Source organism: Labilibaculum antarcticum, assembly GCF_002356295.1.
Lineage (GTDB): Bacteria > Bacteroidota > Bacteroidia > Bacteroidales > Marinifilaceae > Labilibaculum > Labilibaculum antarcticum.
On the sequence record NZ_AP018042.1, the window covers coordinates 1,370,910 to 1,386,954 of the forward strand.

A 16,045-nucleotide genomic window follows, 5' to 3' on the forward strand; every position below is an offset into this window, starting at 1 on the left:
CAGAGTTTATTGTATTTAATTTTACTTTTTTACAAAAATATTTAACATTTACAGTGAATAATTCAGTTCCAAAAAAATCATTGATCGCATGTTGCACGACCTCCCAAACAACTCTATAACTCTAACTGTCTGATACAAAACAAACTTTAAAAAAGCATAAGCTTTAAACCCTAAGAAAAGTCTTCCCTTTATCTTAATCTATTTTCTCGACTTTGTCTTAAGTTTTGCTTATTTTGCATACTTGCAATTCTCGCAAATTGCCAATTGGTTTAATTTAAACGTAAAATACCTGTAATTATCTATGCGTTATCTGGTAATATTGTTATTCTCCCTTATTAGCGTTAGTTTATTTTCACAAACTACAACTCCAGTTAATTTGAATTGGACAGAAAATTTAATTGTCTATCCCAATGGAGAAAAAATTAACACCCTAACTTTTACAGGAGCTTCATTAGATGAGCATAACTCTTGGCTACCAGAATATTCATACCTTCAATTAACAGGTTCAACCAACCAAATATTCACCGTTGAGTTATTTGATACGGAATTTGAATTGTTAAGTTCCACTGAAAGGCAAGTTTTACGAAATAAAACAATTTCTAATAGCATAAACCCCTCAGTTCAATCGGTTAGTATTCGAAAACAAAACTACCTGCAAGTTAAATTCATTCCCATTCGCAAGAATTCATTAACGGGACAATATGAAAAACTCATTCGATTCTCTCTGAAGTTTCAGAGAAAAAGCCAGCCTAAATCTGTAAAACAATCAAAATCTTACCTCACCAGCTCTGTTCTTCAATCAGGAAAATGGGTGAAAATTGCAGTTAACACATCAGCAGTGCATAAAATTACCTACTCCCAATTAATTGATATGGGAATTTCCAATCCGGAAAACATCCGGGTTTATGGTTCGGGTGGTGGAATGCTTCCAAAGATGAACTCGGAAAACAGCATCGATGATTTACCAAACAATTCCATTTACATGGATAAGGGAACTGACGGTATTTTTAATTCTGGTGATTTCATACTTTTTTATGCCAAAGGACCAAGATCATGGAAATTTGATGAAATCTCCAATGAATTTGTTCACGAAAATCATCTCTACTCTGATTTCTCTCACTATTTTCTTACTTCTGATATGGGAAGTCCAACTCTCATTCAATCGGTAAGCTCTTTGCCTTCTTCCAATATTACCGTTTCCGGATTTGATGATTATGCTGTATTTGATCAGGACGACACCAATCTTTTGGAGAGTGGCAGACTTTGGCTTGGCAGTACTTTCGATGTTACAACAAATTATTCGTTCAATTTTTCTTTCCCTAATCTAAAAACTGGGGAACCTGTTTTAGTGAGCACTAATTTGGTGGCCAGATCATCATCCGCAACAAAATTCACACTGCTTTCCGGAACAAGTTCAATTGGCGAAATAGAAATTCCGGCGGTTAATACGGGAAGCTATACAGCAAGTTATGCTTCCAATATCGAACAAGTATTCAATAATTTCACACCTTCCTCGTCTAATTTTGAATTAAGTCTGGACTATGAGAAAAGTTCTGCTTCATCAAAAGGATGGCTGAATTTTATTCGTGTAAACGCCAGACGAAATTTACTTTTCACGGGCGATCAAATGGCATTTAGAGATTCTAAAACTATAGGTGCTGCCAACAAGGCACAATTCGACCTCCAAAACACGAATAACCAGACTCTAATCTGGGATATTACGAATCCTCAATCTATTAAATCATTATCTGCTGATTTCAGTAACAACACAAGTTCATTTATAGTAGACGCCAGTATTTTGAGAGAATATATTGCCTGTGACCCAAAAGGTAATTTCCCAACTCCTAGCGTGATCGGTTCGGTTCAAAATCAAAACCTGCATGCTTTGGACCAAACGGATATGTTGATAATTAGCCCTTCAAAATTTCTATCACAAGCTAGTCAAATTGCAGATTTTCATAAATCCAAGGATAATTTAAAAGTAACTGTTGTTAATCCTGAAGATATCTACAACGAATTTTCCTCAGGTTCTCCTGATGTTAGTGCTATTCGTAATTTCGTGAAAATGTTTTACGATCGATCAACAGACGAATCCGATATGCCTAAATATCTTTTACTTTTTGGTGATGGTTCCTTTGACAACAAATCCGATCGGGAAAACAACACCAAGCAAATTCTCACCTATCAGTCTGAAAATTCTTTAATTCCCACCCAGTCTTTTGTTACGGATGATTTCTTCGGCCTGCTTGATGATGATGAAGGAGAAGCTTCGGGAATGGTAGATCTTGGAATTGGCCGCTTTCCTGTGAACACCACCGAGGAAGCGCAAATTGTCACAAATAAAATTTTAAACTACAACAATTCAGAATGGGGAGACTGGCGAAGCATGGTCTGTTTTATTGGCGATGACGAAGACAATAGCACACATATGAGAGATGCCAACAAATTAGCGGTGCAGGTGGAAACAGATTATCCAGAATATAAAATCAAACGCATCTTTCTCGATGACTATGAACAAATTACCAGTTCTGCCGGACAGGAATATCCTGATGTAAATCTGGAAATCAGCGCAAGCGTAAACAAAGGAAGCCTGATTATGAATTACACTGGCCATGGTAATGAGAACGGGCTGGCACATGAGCAAATATTAATGCTCGACGATATTTTAAGCTGGAAAAATCCTACTAAGCTTCCTTTATTCATGACTGCTACTTGCGAATTCAGTCGTTTCGATAATTACAAAAAACTATCATCTGGAGAAATGATTCTTCTTCGTGATAACGGCGGTGGCATAGGTCTATTCACCACAACTCGTTTGGTTTTCTCCTCACCCAATTTCAGTTTGAACCAAAATTTTTATCATCATGTATTTGATCTCGACTCTGAAGGAAAGCATCTTTGCCTAGGAGACATCATGAGAAAAACGAAAAATGAAACCGGATCGGGAATCAACAAAAGGAATTTTACTCTTTTAGGAGATCCGGCTCTTCGACTGAATTACCCAACTCATTCGGCCAAAACAATACAGATTAACAATGTAGATATCAGCCAGCCAACAGACACTTTAAAAGCATTGAGTAAGGTTCAAATTTCTGGTCAGATAATTGCAAACACAGGTGAGAAACTGAATGATTTTTCAGGAACGGTTTTCTCAACAGTATATGACAAAGCAACAACTAAATCCACTCGGGGAAATGATGAGAATCCATTTGAGTATACAGTCCAAAACAGTATCCTTTTCAAAGGAAAAGCCAGTGTTACCAATGGTGATTTTAATTTTAGCTTTTTTGTTCCAAAAGACATCAATTATCAATATGGAAATGGTAAAATTTCCTATTATGCCAACAGCATGAACTCAGATGCATTCGGATACACCAATAGTATTGTGGTTGGAGGAACAAATCCGAATGCAGATAATGATAAAATTGGTCCTGAAATTGAACTTTACATGGACGATGAGCAATTCACTCCAGGAGGAATGACTAGCTCGTCTCCCCTGTTGTTAGCTATTGTACAGGACTCCAGTGGCATAAATACCGTTGGTAATTCCATTGGGCATGATATTATTGCCGTTTTGGATCAAAAAACAGATCAGCCGTATGAATTAAACGATTCCTATGAATCCGAATTAGATAATTATCAAAAAGGAAAAATTAGCTACCGCCTTTCGGATTTAGAAACAGGCGAACATGAAATTCAAATCAAAGTTTGGGACAATGTAAATAATTCATCGGAAAATGTGCTCGAATTTATTGTCGCAGATAATGCCGATCTTATTCTGAAACATGTACTAAACTATCCAAACCCATTTACAACCAACACGGGTTTCTATTTTGAACACAATCAAGCCTCCAGAGAACTAGATGTTTTGATTCAAATACTCACCGTATCAGGAAAATTAATTAAGACTATTGAAACCACTGTAAATTCGGCGGGAAATCGTGTTGGACCAATTCAATGGGACGGGAAAGATGATTTTGGCAATTCCATTGGTCGTGGAGTTTACTTCTATCGTGTAAAGGTTAGGGCCGATGATGGAAAAGTGGTGAATAAATTTCAAAAATTAGTGATCCTAAAATAATAAAAGCCAAGTTTGACAGTTTATTGAATATATTTGCAGACCATTACATATACTATTATGAATCAAAAGCTAACTCTAATCACAAGCCTGCTAGCCATTTTGTTATTTACAAACATGGAAACTAGCTGGGCACAAAGCTCAACATCAGGGGCCAATTACATTTCGACGGCCGTTCCTTTCCTAACAATTACACCGGATTCACGCGCAGGTGCGATGGGTGATGTTGGTGTTGCGACATCGCCTGATGCTAATTCGATGCATTGGAATCCGGCAAAATTTGCCATGATTGATGGCAACTATGGAGTGGCAGCATCCTATACTCCTTGGTTAAGAGACTTGGTTGAAGACATGAGCCTTGCCTATTTAACCGGATACTATCGTTTGGATAAGAATCAGGTAATTGCTTCTTCTCTTCGATATTTTACTTTGGGTGAAATAATCTTTTTAGAAAGCCAGGACGCAACACCTATATCAAGAAACCCAAACGAGTGGGCTTTTGATATTGCCTATTCAAGAAGATTAACCGATAATATATCAGGAGCTATAGCATTTAGGTACATACGCTCGGATCTTACCCAAGCTCAATATGTTGCAGGAGTTGAAACGCAGGCTGGTAATGCATTCGCAGCTGATATTTCCGTTTACTATCAAAAAGAATTTACAAGGAATCGAAAAGATATGGTATGGTCATGGGGCCTTAATATCTCAAACATCGGTTCTAAAATCAGCTATACCACCGATGATGAGAAAGAATTTATTCCTACAAATCTTAGATTTGGTTCTGCCCTTAAATTTGAACTGGATCAATATAATTCACTTACAATTGCTGCCGATTTCAATAAATTATTAGTTCCAACCCCAGCAAATGGTTCTCTTCAGAATGGTGAGGATGACGGAACTGTTATTGTTGGCGGTCAAACTTCCAATAAATCTGTTATGAGTGGCATTTTCGGTTCATTTTCTGATGCTCCAGGCGGAATGAGTGAGGAATTTAAAGAAATGACCTGGTCACTGGGATTTGAATATTGGTATCAAAATCAATTTGCTTTACGCGCAGGTTACTATTATGAGAACGAAGAAAAAGGAAATAGAAAATATTATACTGCCGGTTTAGGAGTGAAACTAAACATGTTTGATTTGGATTTTTCGTACTTGATTCCTTCAACTCAAAATAATCCTCTAAAGAATACTTTGCGCTTCACAATTACCGCAAATATTGATAAAATTGTAAAATAAGATGAAGATTAGAGTAGGATTTGGTTACGATGTTCATCAATTAGCCGAAGGTGAAGAGTTTTGGCTCGGAGGCATCCAATTAACGCACAGTAAAGGTTGCGTTGCCCATTCAGATGGTGATGTTTTAATTCATGCTATTTGCGACGCACTGCTCGGCGCCTCCAACTTGCGTGACATTGGTTTTCATTTCCCTGATACATCAAGTGACTTTAAGAACATCGACAGTAAAATCCTTTTGAAGAAAACGGTTAAACTAATCACCGACAAAGGATTTTCAATTGGAAATATTGATGCAACAATAGCCTTGCAGCAACCTAAAATAAAGCCTTTAATTCCTGAAATGCAAAAGGTGCTTTCGGATGTAATGGAGATTGATTTAGAAGATTTGGCGATAAAAGCAACAACAACGGAAAAACTTGGTTTTGTTGGCACCGAAGATGGCATTGCCGCTTATGCTACCGTTTTAATCCAAAAATTATAATACTCAGTAATTTTAATTAGTTAAAAACCTTCCATGAAGTAATTTCAGGAAGGTTTTTTTTGTGAAAAATAAATTAGCATTATCGCCAATTGCTATTTGATAATTTCCCCATTTTGCTATATTTGTTGTATATAGATATATAAATACTTAATTCGCTCCAAAATGAGAAAGACAGTTGTTATTGGTGCCAGCTTAAACGAGGAAAGATATTCAAATCAATGTGTGCGTTTGCTGCGGGAAAATGATATCGAAACCATTGCTGTTGGAAACCAAGAAGGTGAAATTGCAGATGTTAAAATAATTGTAGGCCAGCCTTTTGCAGACAAAGTTGAAACTGTTGCTGTTTACCTATCTCCAAAAAATCAAGAATCGTATATCGATTACATAATAGGTTTGAAACCGGAAAGAATCTTATTTCCTCCGGGAACAGAAAATCCAGTTTTCTATCGAAAAGCAAATGCTTTAGGCATAGAAACAGAAGAAGCATGTCCTTTGGTAATGCTTCGTACCGGAGTTTATTAGTCGACTAACAGAAGAGAGACACCGCAATCAGCGTGTTTTAATCAAAGAGGAGGTTATACGTTCGTCTAATCTCCTCTTCAACTTGCCCGACACTAATTGCCCGACTTCTCCGTAATAATTCTTTACCATCCAGATAAACCAATAAACTAGGATTAGTGTACAAACCTAATTGTGCCGCAACTTCCGGATGCTGCGCAGTATCGATATGGAAAGCTTTCAATTCAGGAAACTCTTCCTGCATCATACCACTTATTTTGGGTGACAATATCTGACACACACCACAAGAAGGTGCGGAAAAATAGATGTAAAAAGATTCCCTCTTCTCTTTCAATACTTCCAATTCGGACAATGATAAATTCATAAGGCTAATTTCCTTTAAAACAGAAATAAATATACTAATAAAGACAAGTGTGACTCAAAAATAGCAGGAAAAATCCAACTCATAAAAAAAGCTGTTTCAAAAAATGAAACAGCTTTCTTTATATCTTATTAAGAATAGTATTATTCTTTTTTACGAGTTCTTCTTTTTGGCTTTTCAGCTTGTTCAGCCTTTTCAGCTTCCTCTAAACTATTGTCGTAATCAACAATAAAACGATCTACTAAAATACGTCCACAGTATTCACAAACGATAATTTTTTTACGAGAACGAATATCCATTTGACGCTGTGGTGGAATTTTTTTAAAACAACCTCCACATGCATCACGCTCAACAGTTACAACGGCAAGACCATTTCTTGCATTTGAACGAATCCGAGCATAAGCTGTTAATAAACGCGCTTCTATTTTTTTTCTAAAAGAAACAGACTGTTCAACTAGTTTTTCTTCTTCAATTTGAGTTTCTGATACAATTGCATCTAACTCATTTTTTTTGCCTTCCAAATCAACCTTTCTATCAGAAAAAACTTTATCTGAGTTTTCAATTACAGCTTTTTTGGTGGCTAATTCTGAAGTAAACTCTCGAATTCTCTTTTCGCACAATTCAATTTCTAAATTTTGAAATTCAATTTCTTTTGAAATAGAATCAAACTCACGATTATTGCGAACATTCATTTGTTGAGCTTCATACTTTTTAATCAGTAATCCAGCTTCTTTAATTTCTTGTTTTTTCTTCGCAATAGTTTCAACCAAATCTTTTACTTCATTGTTTAGATTGGCAATCCTAGTATCAAGACCAGCGATTTCATCTTCCAAATCCTGAACTTCCAATGGAAGTTCTCCTCTTAGCGTTCTAATTTGGTCTATTTCAGAATCGACACACTGCATCTCGTACATTGTGCGTAATTTTTCTTCTACTGAAATATCCTTAAAATCTGAAGCCTTTGGATTTTGTGTAGTCATATGTTTTACAAATAATTTATTGGATTCGAATTTATTTCTGAAATATAGACCGCAAAGTTAGGGAATTTTTTCTTAACTATCTCATAAAAAATATCTCTCGTAAATTGTTCACTTTCGTAATGTCCGATATCGGCAATTATTATCCTTCCTTCGGCATCAAAAAACTCATGATATTTAAAATCTCCCGACACATAAACATCAGCCTTTTGGCTGATAGCCTTGCTTAATAAGGAGCTTCCACTCCCTCCACATACGGCAACAGTTTTTATTTCCTTTTTACATATTTCGGTATGCCTTATGCAAGCGCACCCGAAAATCTCCTTTATTCTTTTTAAGAATAACAGAGGCTCTTCTGACACTGAAAGTTCCCCAATCATGCCTAATCCGACTTGATTGTTGTCATTTTCAAGTTGATAAAGATCATAAGCGACCTCTTCGTATGGATGACTTTTGAGCAATGCAGAAGTTATTTTATTCTTTAGATGTTTAGGAAAAACAGTTTCTACACGAACTTCCGGTTCAAGATGCAGTTTTCCTTTTTCGCCTAAAAACGGGTCTGTCCCTTCTCCAGCTCGAAAGCTTCCTATCCCTTCGCTAGTATAACTGCACGAATCGTAATTCCCAATGCTTCCAGCTCCTGCTACAAATAAAGCATCTCTAACTTTCTGAGCATAATTATTTGGAACAAAGGTAACCAACTTATAAAGATCTTCGCTAACAGGCGATAGGATTCTTCTGTTTTGAAGTCCTATTAAATCACAAATACGATCACTAACACCGCCTTTTACAGAATCTAAATTAGTGTGTGCGGCATAAATGGCAATATTATTTTGAATGGCAAGAATTACTGTTCTTTCCACATAGTTATTCCCGTTAAAACGTTTTAATCCTTTAAAAACAATTGGATGGTGAGCAATAATTAAATTCGCTCCTTTTTTTACAGCCTCCTCAACAACACTTTCCACTACATCCAAACAAATAAGGACACCTGCAACATCCGAATCATAACTTCCAATAAGCAAACCTGCATTATCGTACGATTCCTGATAAGTCAAAGGAGCCATTTCCTCAATAGATGAAACAATATCTCTTACTTTCAATTTCAATTAAATTTAGTTTTTATAATTCTTCTTTAATCTCCAAAAGAAGGTTTTTTATTTCTTGCAAGCGGGTAACAACAGCAAAATTATTCTCTGTATCCTCCTTATTTTCTTTCAGCTTAAGCTGAGCTCCCTTAAGAGTCATTCCCCTTTCTTTTACCAAATGAAATATCAAATGAAAATTATCAATATCTACTTGGGTAAAAAATCGATTTCCTTTCTTATTCTTTTTCGGTTTTATAATATCAAATTCCTTTTCCCAGAATCGAATCAAAGATGTGTTTACCTGAAACATATCAGCTACTTCGCCAATGGCGTAATATAGTTTTTCGATTTTTTTTTCTTTGTAAGGCACCGATGTTAAGATTTAGATTTCACAAACCAGATAAACTGTATGGAAATGAATAAATTAGATTTATTTATCAACTAAAGTAACAAATAAAATGGCACGAAATAATAATTCCCGTGCCACTTTTTTATGTTTTCCTATTTTATTTAGATAGAACTAATCCATTGTTTGACCAGTGTTCGCTGCATAAGCAACCATACTGTCGTATTCATCGGCTGTTAAATCATTAAAATAATAGTTAATTGGATTAATTGTCCTATTGTTTTTTCTTACTTCATAGTGTATGTGCGGTCCGGTTGAGGAGCCTGTATTCCCAAGGAATGCAATAACCTCACCACGTCTAACTTTTTGTCCCCTTTTAACGTTGTAATCGCTAAGGTGGGCATAAACCGTTTTATATCCATAACCATGATCGAGAACTACTTTTTTACCATATCCTCTTTCAGAACTACAATGAACAATTACTCCATCACCGGTAGCATAGATAGGCGTTCCAATTGTCCCATTAAAATCCATCCCATCGTGGAATTTACGGGTTTTATAAATTGGATGAATCCTCCAACCGTAACCAGATGAAATTCTTCCAAAATCTTTTATCGCAATTGGCATAATCGCTGGAATGGAAGCAAGCATTTTAAACTTGTTTTTCACCATAACCTCAACATCATCGTATGATTTAGTTTGAACATACATTGATTTTGCGAGACGATCGATCTTTTTGTTGGTAGAAATAACCAATTCGGAATTTTCCAGATTCTCCAGGTTAGAGTATCGGTTTACACCACCATAACCCGCTTTTCGGATGTTTGAATGAATGGGTTCTGCCTCAAAAATTACTCGGTAAATATTATCATCCCTTTGCTCAAGATCAGTTAAAACGTTTTGAAGTTTTGCCAATTCTGAATTAAGTCGAGTATATTGAGTAACTAATTGTTGATTTTCACGAATTAGAGATCTCTCTTTTGGTGAACCGAAAAAATAGAACAACACAACAACCATAACAATTGCGAGTACTGAACTTGAAGCCATGTGTTTAAGGACGTTAATTATCTTCGTCTTAAAATTGACTTCTACTTTTTCGTAACTAATAGACTCAGGGTTAAACTGATACTTAGTCTTCGCCATGTAATATTTTTAGATTGAGTTTATAGAAAAAAGCCTAAACTTTTCTTTCTACACAGGTAACAAAATTAAGGAAATAATCTAACTTTGCAAGCTTAGGATACAAATCACATTGACTCAAAATATTATGCAAATGAATTCTAACGAAATCAGACAGGCATTTTTGGATTTCTTTGCCTCCAAACAACATAAAACTGTTTCTTCGGCACCAATGGTAATTAAAGATGATCCGACTTTAATGTTTACAAATGCTGGAATGAATCAGTTTAAAGATATATTCCTGGGTAATACACCAATTAAGTACAAACGAATTGCCAACTCTCAAAAATGTCTGCGCGTTTCGGGGAAACACAACGATTTAGAAGAAGTTGGTCATGACACTTACCATCACACAATGTTTGAAATGTTGGGTAACTGGTCATTTGGTGATTACTTTAAAGAAGATGCAATTAATTGGGCCTGGGAACTTCTTACCGAGGTATTTAAACTGCCTCAAGATAGATTGTACGCCTCTGTTTTCGAAGGAAGTGATGATGATAAGTTGGGTCGTGATGATGAAGCTGCAGAATTATGGAGCAAATTCTTACCTACCTCACAAATTATAAATGGAAACAAGAAGGACAACTTCTGGGAAATGGGTGAAACCGGTCCTTGTGGTCCTTGTTCCGAAATTCATGTTGACTTACGCAGCGATGAAGAACGTAAGTTGGTTGCCGGTCGTGATTTGATAAATCAAGATCATCCTCAGGTAATTGAAATCTGGAATCTTGTATTCATGCAATACAATCGTAAAGCTGACAGCTCTTTGGAACCTTTGCCTCATCAGCATGTTGATACAGGTATGGGATTTGAACGTTTGTGCATGGCTATGCAAGGGAAAACATCAAACTACGATACCGATGTGTTCCAGCCAATTATTCAGACAATTGCAAAAATGAGCGCTAAGAAATATGGAGAAGATGAGGTAATTGACATTGCTCTTAGAGTAATCTCTGATCACATTAGAACCATTGCTTTCGCCATTACCGATGGACAATTACCATCGAATAATAAAGCGGGATATGTAATACGAAGAATTTTAAGAAGAGCTGTTCGTTACGGCTATACTTTCCTTGGCTTTAAAGAGCCATTTATGTATCGTTTAATTCCGGTACTAATTAAGGTGATGGGAAATCATTTCCCTGAACTGGTGAAACAACAAAACTTAATTGAAAAGGTAGTGATGGAAGAGGAAAACTCTTTCTTACGGACTCTTGAAAACGGAATTCGCCTTTTGGATCAAATTATTGATAAAACTAAATCGGAAGATTACAAAGTTGTCTCAGGTAAGGTGGCTTTTGAATTGTACGACACCTATGGTTTCCCTTTAGATTTGACTGAATTGATTTTGAAAGAAACCGGTTTGGTTATTAATCGCAGAGAGTTTAACGATGAAATGGAAGCTCAGAAAAATCGTTCCCGTTCAGCAACATCTGTTGATACCGGCGATTGGGTTGAGATTTTGAAAGATGATGTAGAAGAATTTGTTGGATACGATTACCTGACTACTGATGTAAGAATTACTCGTTACCGTAAAATATCTTCGAAAGATAAAGATCAATTTCAATTGGTTTTCAACATCACTCCTTTCTATGGTGAAAGTGGCGGACAAGTTGGAGATACTGGATATATAGAAGCAAATGGAGAAAAAATCTCTATTGTTGAAACAAAAAAAGAAAACGGTTTAATTGTTCATTTCACAAAAGAATTACCAGAAGATCCGACTGTAGTATTTAAAGCAGTAGTCAGCGAAAGCAAAAGAACTCAAATTGCAAACAATCATACGGCAACTCACTTAATGCACCACGCACTTCGTGAAGTATTGGGTGAGCATGTGGAGCAAAAAGGATCATTAGTAAATCCTGATCATTTGCGTTTCGACTTTTCACACTTCCAAAAGCTAACCGAAGAAGAAATTGCCAAAGTAGAACAAATCGTGAATACTAAAATTCGCGAGAATATTTCTATCGAAGTAAAGAACAACATCCCAATGGCCGAGGCGGTTAACCTTGGTGCAATGGCTTTGTTTGGTGAGAAATATGGCGATTTGGTTCGTGTTATCAAATTTAATGATTCGATAGAGCTTTGTGGTGGTACTCACGTGAAAGCCACTGGTCAGATTGGATATTTCAAAATCACATCGGAAAGTGCTATTGCCGCTGGTGTTAGAAGAATTGAAGCGATTACATCTGTAAAAGCAGAACAATTTATCAACGATAAGTTGAATACTTTAAAGGAGATTGAATGCATCTTTAAATCAAATCAGAATCTGATTAAAAACATTACTGATTTGATGAATGAGAATTCAGGTTTGAAAAAGGATTTGGACGGTTTTGTAAAAGATCGCCTGAAGATCGTTAAGAATGATTTGAAAGGGAATATTTCAATACTAAAAGATGTGAACATTATTGCTGAGTCAATTACTGTTGGCAGCGCAGGAGACATTAAGGATATCGCCTTTCAACTAAAAGGAGAAGTAGACAATCTTGTGTTTATTTCCGGTGCCGATTTAAATGGAAAAGCAAATATCACCATCATGTTCTCGGATAATTTGGTAAAAGAGTACGATTTAAATGCCGGAGCAATTATTCGTGAAGCTGCCAAAGAAATTAAAGGTGGTGGTGGCGGACAGCCTTTCTTTGCTTCAGCTGGTGGTAAAGATCCTAAAGGATTAGAAAAAGCCATTGAAGTTGCCAAAAAAATGGTTCTTCATAAGATTGAAGGATAAATTAAGCGCTCAATTTTAGAGATATAGAAAGCGACTGCCGAAAGGGGGTCGCTTTTGTTTTGCTCTGTTCACTCATCCTATTTTTACAGATTAAAATATGGGAAAAAACAAAATCGGCATTGATGCCCTAAGCCTGTCTGTAAATTGAAAATTATTGATTGATTATCTTCAAATGAACTCATATTAGCAATTCGGAACAAAAAACGGACGTATTAGCATGCTACTACCCCTTTTATTATCAATAAACAGTCGATTTTGCAGTGAATTGCATGCCGCCGAAGAGAAATTACTCGCATTGATATTCAAATGCACAATGCCGAAGAAAATTTGATCACATTTATCTTCAAATCGCCCATTTCACATCAGAAACACCCAAATTTGACATCAAATCGATCATTGCCGAAGAGAAATTGATCACATTGATATTCAAATGCACAATGCCGAAGAGAATTTGATCACATTTATCTTCAAATCGCCCATTTCATATCAGAAACGCGCAAATTTACCATCAAATCAATCATTGCCGAAGAGGAATTACTCACATTGATATTCAAATGCACAATGCCGAAGAGAATTTGATCACATTTATCTTCAAATCGCCCATTTCACATCAGAAACACCCAAATTTGACATCAAATCGATCATTGCCGAAGAGAAATTACTCGCATTGATATTCAAATGCACAATGCCGAAGAGAATTTGATCACATTTATCTTCAAATCGCCCATTTCACATCAGAAACACCCAAATTTGCCATCAAATCGATCATTGCCGAAGAGGAAGTACTCGCATTGGTACTGAAAGGCACAATGCCGAAGAGTGTAAGCATCTATGAATGTATTCAGGCTTGAATAAGGAAAAGCGGTCAGTTCTATTTCCCAATGAGATCTGCGGATCCGAGACAATTCACAAATTGCCGACCCAATTAAGCTTGCTGACTGTAAGTATGAACACTGAATTGTGCTGATGGAAGGTAGTTAACTCCAAACCAGCAGATCAATAACAGTACGAAAGCCAAAGCAAGAATCCATAAAGAAGATTTAAATTTTGATGGCATATGGAGTCGACGATGAATGTAGACCAAATAACCCAGCCAGGTGATGAATGCCCACGTTTCTTTCGGATCCCATGTCCAATAGTGTCCCCAAGCTTCTTTTGCCCACAAAGCTCCGAAAAGCAATCCCAGCGTTAGAAAAGCAAAGCCTAGATATACCAGATTATCTGCCATCAGCATAATTTTAGGCTGCAGCTGTCCTTTGTATTCCTGATACAAGCCCCGCATGGCTACCAAGGAAGATGCAGCCAAAAATGCATAGGCAAAAATATAGACTACTACATGTGGCACAAACCACGGACTCTGCAATGCAGGCATTAAGGTTTTAGAGAAATTTTCGGGATGTATGTAGTTGATAAAAAGAAAGAGCAATGATAAAGCCAGACTGTAATACAACATCCAGTTGTAACGCCAGCGCCAATAGGTTATAAAGCCAATTACTGGCAAAAAAAATGCATACCACAAACGGGTTTCGCCTAATGTTCGCATTGGAGGCCGCTCCAAACTAATCCATAAAAAGCCAATAAAAATGGCAATGCTTGCAATTCCCAACAGCACCAATCCGTTTCTAATTAGTTCGCGTTTGGGAATAAAAGCAGCCAGCAACCAAGTACTTGCGCTAACTCCTGCCGCCAATAAAAAATGATTCCATATCATGGGTCAAAACTTTAAATACAACAATTAAAAAACCTGCTCATTTTAATTTGAAACACCGGTAAGCGTTTCCTCATTTTTCACTTTATTGCCCCGCCAAAACATATATACCGAACCAATCATCATCATAAAAACACCGATGTAGACAAATATTTGCCATGGATCTTTTACCACTTCCACAATGCTTTTGGTAGAGTAAATCCCCATCTTCTCATCGTAGCTTAATTGATATATTTTCCAGCCGTTAACAGTGAAAGGTTTATTCACTTCCAAAGTTTGTTCTTGCTTTTGTCCATCGGGCGTATAAATGCTGACCTCTGATGAAAACTTTTTAGGTTCGGGTACAGTCATCAGCACTGAAAATCGTTCATCAATTTTTAAAGATTCATGAGGTCGATTAAAGCTACCGCAACTGATCCATCCTGAAATGGTATCTTTAGCTGGGGTAATCACTCTCACCTTTGCAGCTGGTGCAGCTCCCAAATCAACCAGAAAATAGTACCTGTCTCCTGCCCGCCCCGATGTCACAAAAAACTCATCAACAATAATTTCCCAATCGTGAAGCTTACATTTTAAACCATCCTCGATCATGATCAGAGATGGTTTACTCGCTTCGTAAAGTGATCCCGTTGTGTTGTCAATCACAGCTAATTTGGGGTGAAATTCTTCAATTTTAAAATCGTTCAGTTTTATAGCCAATGGCAAGTCCATGTAGTTTCCTTTATCATCGTAAGCTCTTCCTTCAATTTGATTTTCATTCAAATCCATTCGAAGCCTCTGAAGATCTCCCGAGCCTAATCCTGCAGCAAAAACGGTAATCCACAATCCCAAATGACTGCATATAAACCCCCAGTTTTTCAATTTCAAAGGAAATAGTTTTTGAATGACCACCATTCCCAAAACAAAGAGCAGATAAAAATTAATGATCAAAAACGGTATCGAACTTGTCAATCGATTCAAGCCAAGTCTGCTCACTAATTCTCTGTTTTCCATTGGCGTTTGAGAGGTTACACCCATGATAACAACCAAAAAGCTTAGAGCAGCTATGGCACCTATGGAAGCAGGAATCCCCGAAAGGAATTTGAATATTGCTTTCTTCCTGATCAGTACATACACCATCGCAATCAATAAAATATAAACACTTCCAAGAATCAAATTTTGAGGAAATACGAGTGAACCAAAAGAAGCACTGCCAACAGTAAATTCCAGAGCAAATCCGATAAGGAGCAAGCCAAAAGCCAACAAAAAACTCTCGGAATATCCCCAAGGTGATTGCCATAAGGTTTTTGTATTTTTAGTCATATTGATTTAAGATGATTTAGTAAATAGTGTGAAGTCTTA

General features: G+C 36.6%; 12 protein-coding genes. 5 read left to right on the forward strand and 7 right to left on the reverse strand.

The window, feature by feature from the left end; genetic code table 11:
• The first annotated feature begins 301 nt into the window (after positions 1–301).
• The 4 genes from porU (at position 302) to ALGA_RS05065 (ending at position 6,320) form a co-directional block, all read left to right on the forward strand.
• Complete coding sequence (gene porU, locus ALGA_RS05050) at positions 302–4,081, forward strand: type IX secretion system sortase PorU (protein ID WP_096428294.1); 3,780 nt, start codon at positions 302–304, stop codon at positions 4,079–4,081.
• 57 nt (positions 4,082–4,138) lie between these two features.
• A complete protein-coding gene (porV, locus tag ALGA_RS05055; protein ID WP_231706063.1) occupies positions 4,139–5,317 on the forward strand; it encodes a type IX secretion system outer membrane channel protein PorV in 1,179 nt (392 codons plus the stop codon).
• Position 5,318: 1 nt separating this feature from the next.
• Positions 5,319–5,798, forward strand: a complete 480-nt coding sequence (ispF, locus tag ALGA_RS05060; protein ID WP_096428295.1) for a 2-C-methyl-D-erythritol 2,4-cyclodiphosphate synthase — start codon at positions 5,319–5,321, stop codon at positions 5,796–5,798.
• Positions 5,799–5,960: 162 nt separating this feature from the next.
• A complete protein-coding gene (locus ALGA_RS05065; protein WP_096428296.1) occupies positions 5,961–6,320 on the forward strand; it encodes a CoA-binding protein in 360 nt (119 codons plus the stop codon).
• 37 nt (positions 6,321–6,357) lie between these two features.
• On the opposite strand, the gene ALGA_RS05070 is transcribed toward ALGA_RS05065, so the two are convergent.
• The 5 genes from ALGA_RS05070 to ALGA_RS05090 form a co-directional block, all read right to left on the reverse strand.
• Positions 6,358–6,681, reverse strand: a complete 324-nt coding sequence (locus ALGA_RS05070; RefSeq protein ID WP_096428297.1) for a thioredoxin family protein — start codon at positions 6,679–6,681, stop codon at positions 6,358–6,360.
• A gap of 140 nt (positions 6,682–6,821) precedes the next feature.
• The gene (locus ALGA_RS05075) at positions 6,822–7,658 is read right to left on the reverse strand and encodes a zinc ribbon domain-containing protein (protein WP_096428298.1); all 837 of its coding nucleotides are present in this window, start codon (positions 7,656–7,658) and stop codon (positions 6,822–6,824) included.
• 5 nt (positions 7,659–7,663) lie between these two features.
• Positions 7,664–8,764 carry a Nif3-like dinuclear metal center hexameric protein gene (locus tag ALGA_RS05080; RefSeq protein ID WP_231706064.1) on the reverse strand — a complete coding sequence of 367 codons (1,101 nt, stop codon included), beginning with the start codon at positions 8,762–8,764 and terminating at the stop codon, positions 7,664–7,666.
• Between the two features lie 13 nt (positions 8,765–8,777).
• Positions 8,778–9,113, reverse strand: a complete 336-nt coding sequence (locus tag ALGA_RS05085) for a MerR family transcriptional regulator (protein ID WP_096428299.1) — start codon at positions 9,111–9,113, stop codon at positions 8,778–8,780.
• Between the two features lie 150 nt (positions 9,114–9,263).
• Positions 9,264–10,232 (reverse strand): M23 family metallopeptidase, encoded by a 969-nt coding sequence (locus tag ALGA_RS05090; RefSeq protein ID WP_096428300.1) that lies wholly within the window; start codon positions 10,230–10,232, stop codon positions 9,264–9,266.
• A gap of 130 nt (positions 10,233–10,362) precedes the next feature.
• On the opposite strand from ALGA_RS05090, the gene alaS reads away from it, so the two are divergent.
• Positions 10,363–12,996, forward strand: a complete 2,634-nt coding sequence (alaS, locus tag ALGA_RS05095) for an alanine--tRNA ligase (RefSeq protein ID WP_096428301.1) — start codon at positions 10,363–10,365, stop codon at positions 12,994–12,996.
• A gap of 925 nt (positions 12,997–13,921) precedes the next feature.
• Here the strand turns inward: alaS and ccsA are convergent.
• Positions 13,922–14,707, reverse strand: coding sequence for a cytochrome c biogenesis protein CcsA (ccsA, locus tag ALGA_RS05100; RefSeq protein ID WP_162845386.1), 786 nt, complete (start codon positions 14,705–14,707; stop codon positions 13,922–13,924).
• 42 nt (positions 14,708–14,749) lie between these two features.
• Complete coding sequence (locus tag ALGA_RS05105; RefSeq protein ID WP_096428302.1) at positions 14,750–16,006, reverse strand: cytochrome c biogenesis protein ResB; 1,257 nt, start codon at positions 16,004–16,006, stop codon at positions 14,750–14,752.
• Positions 16,007–16,045: the final 39 nt, after the last annotated feature.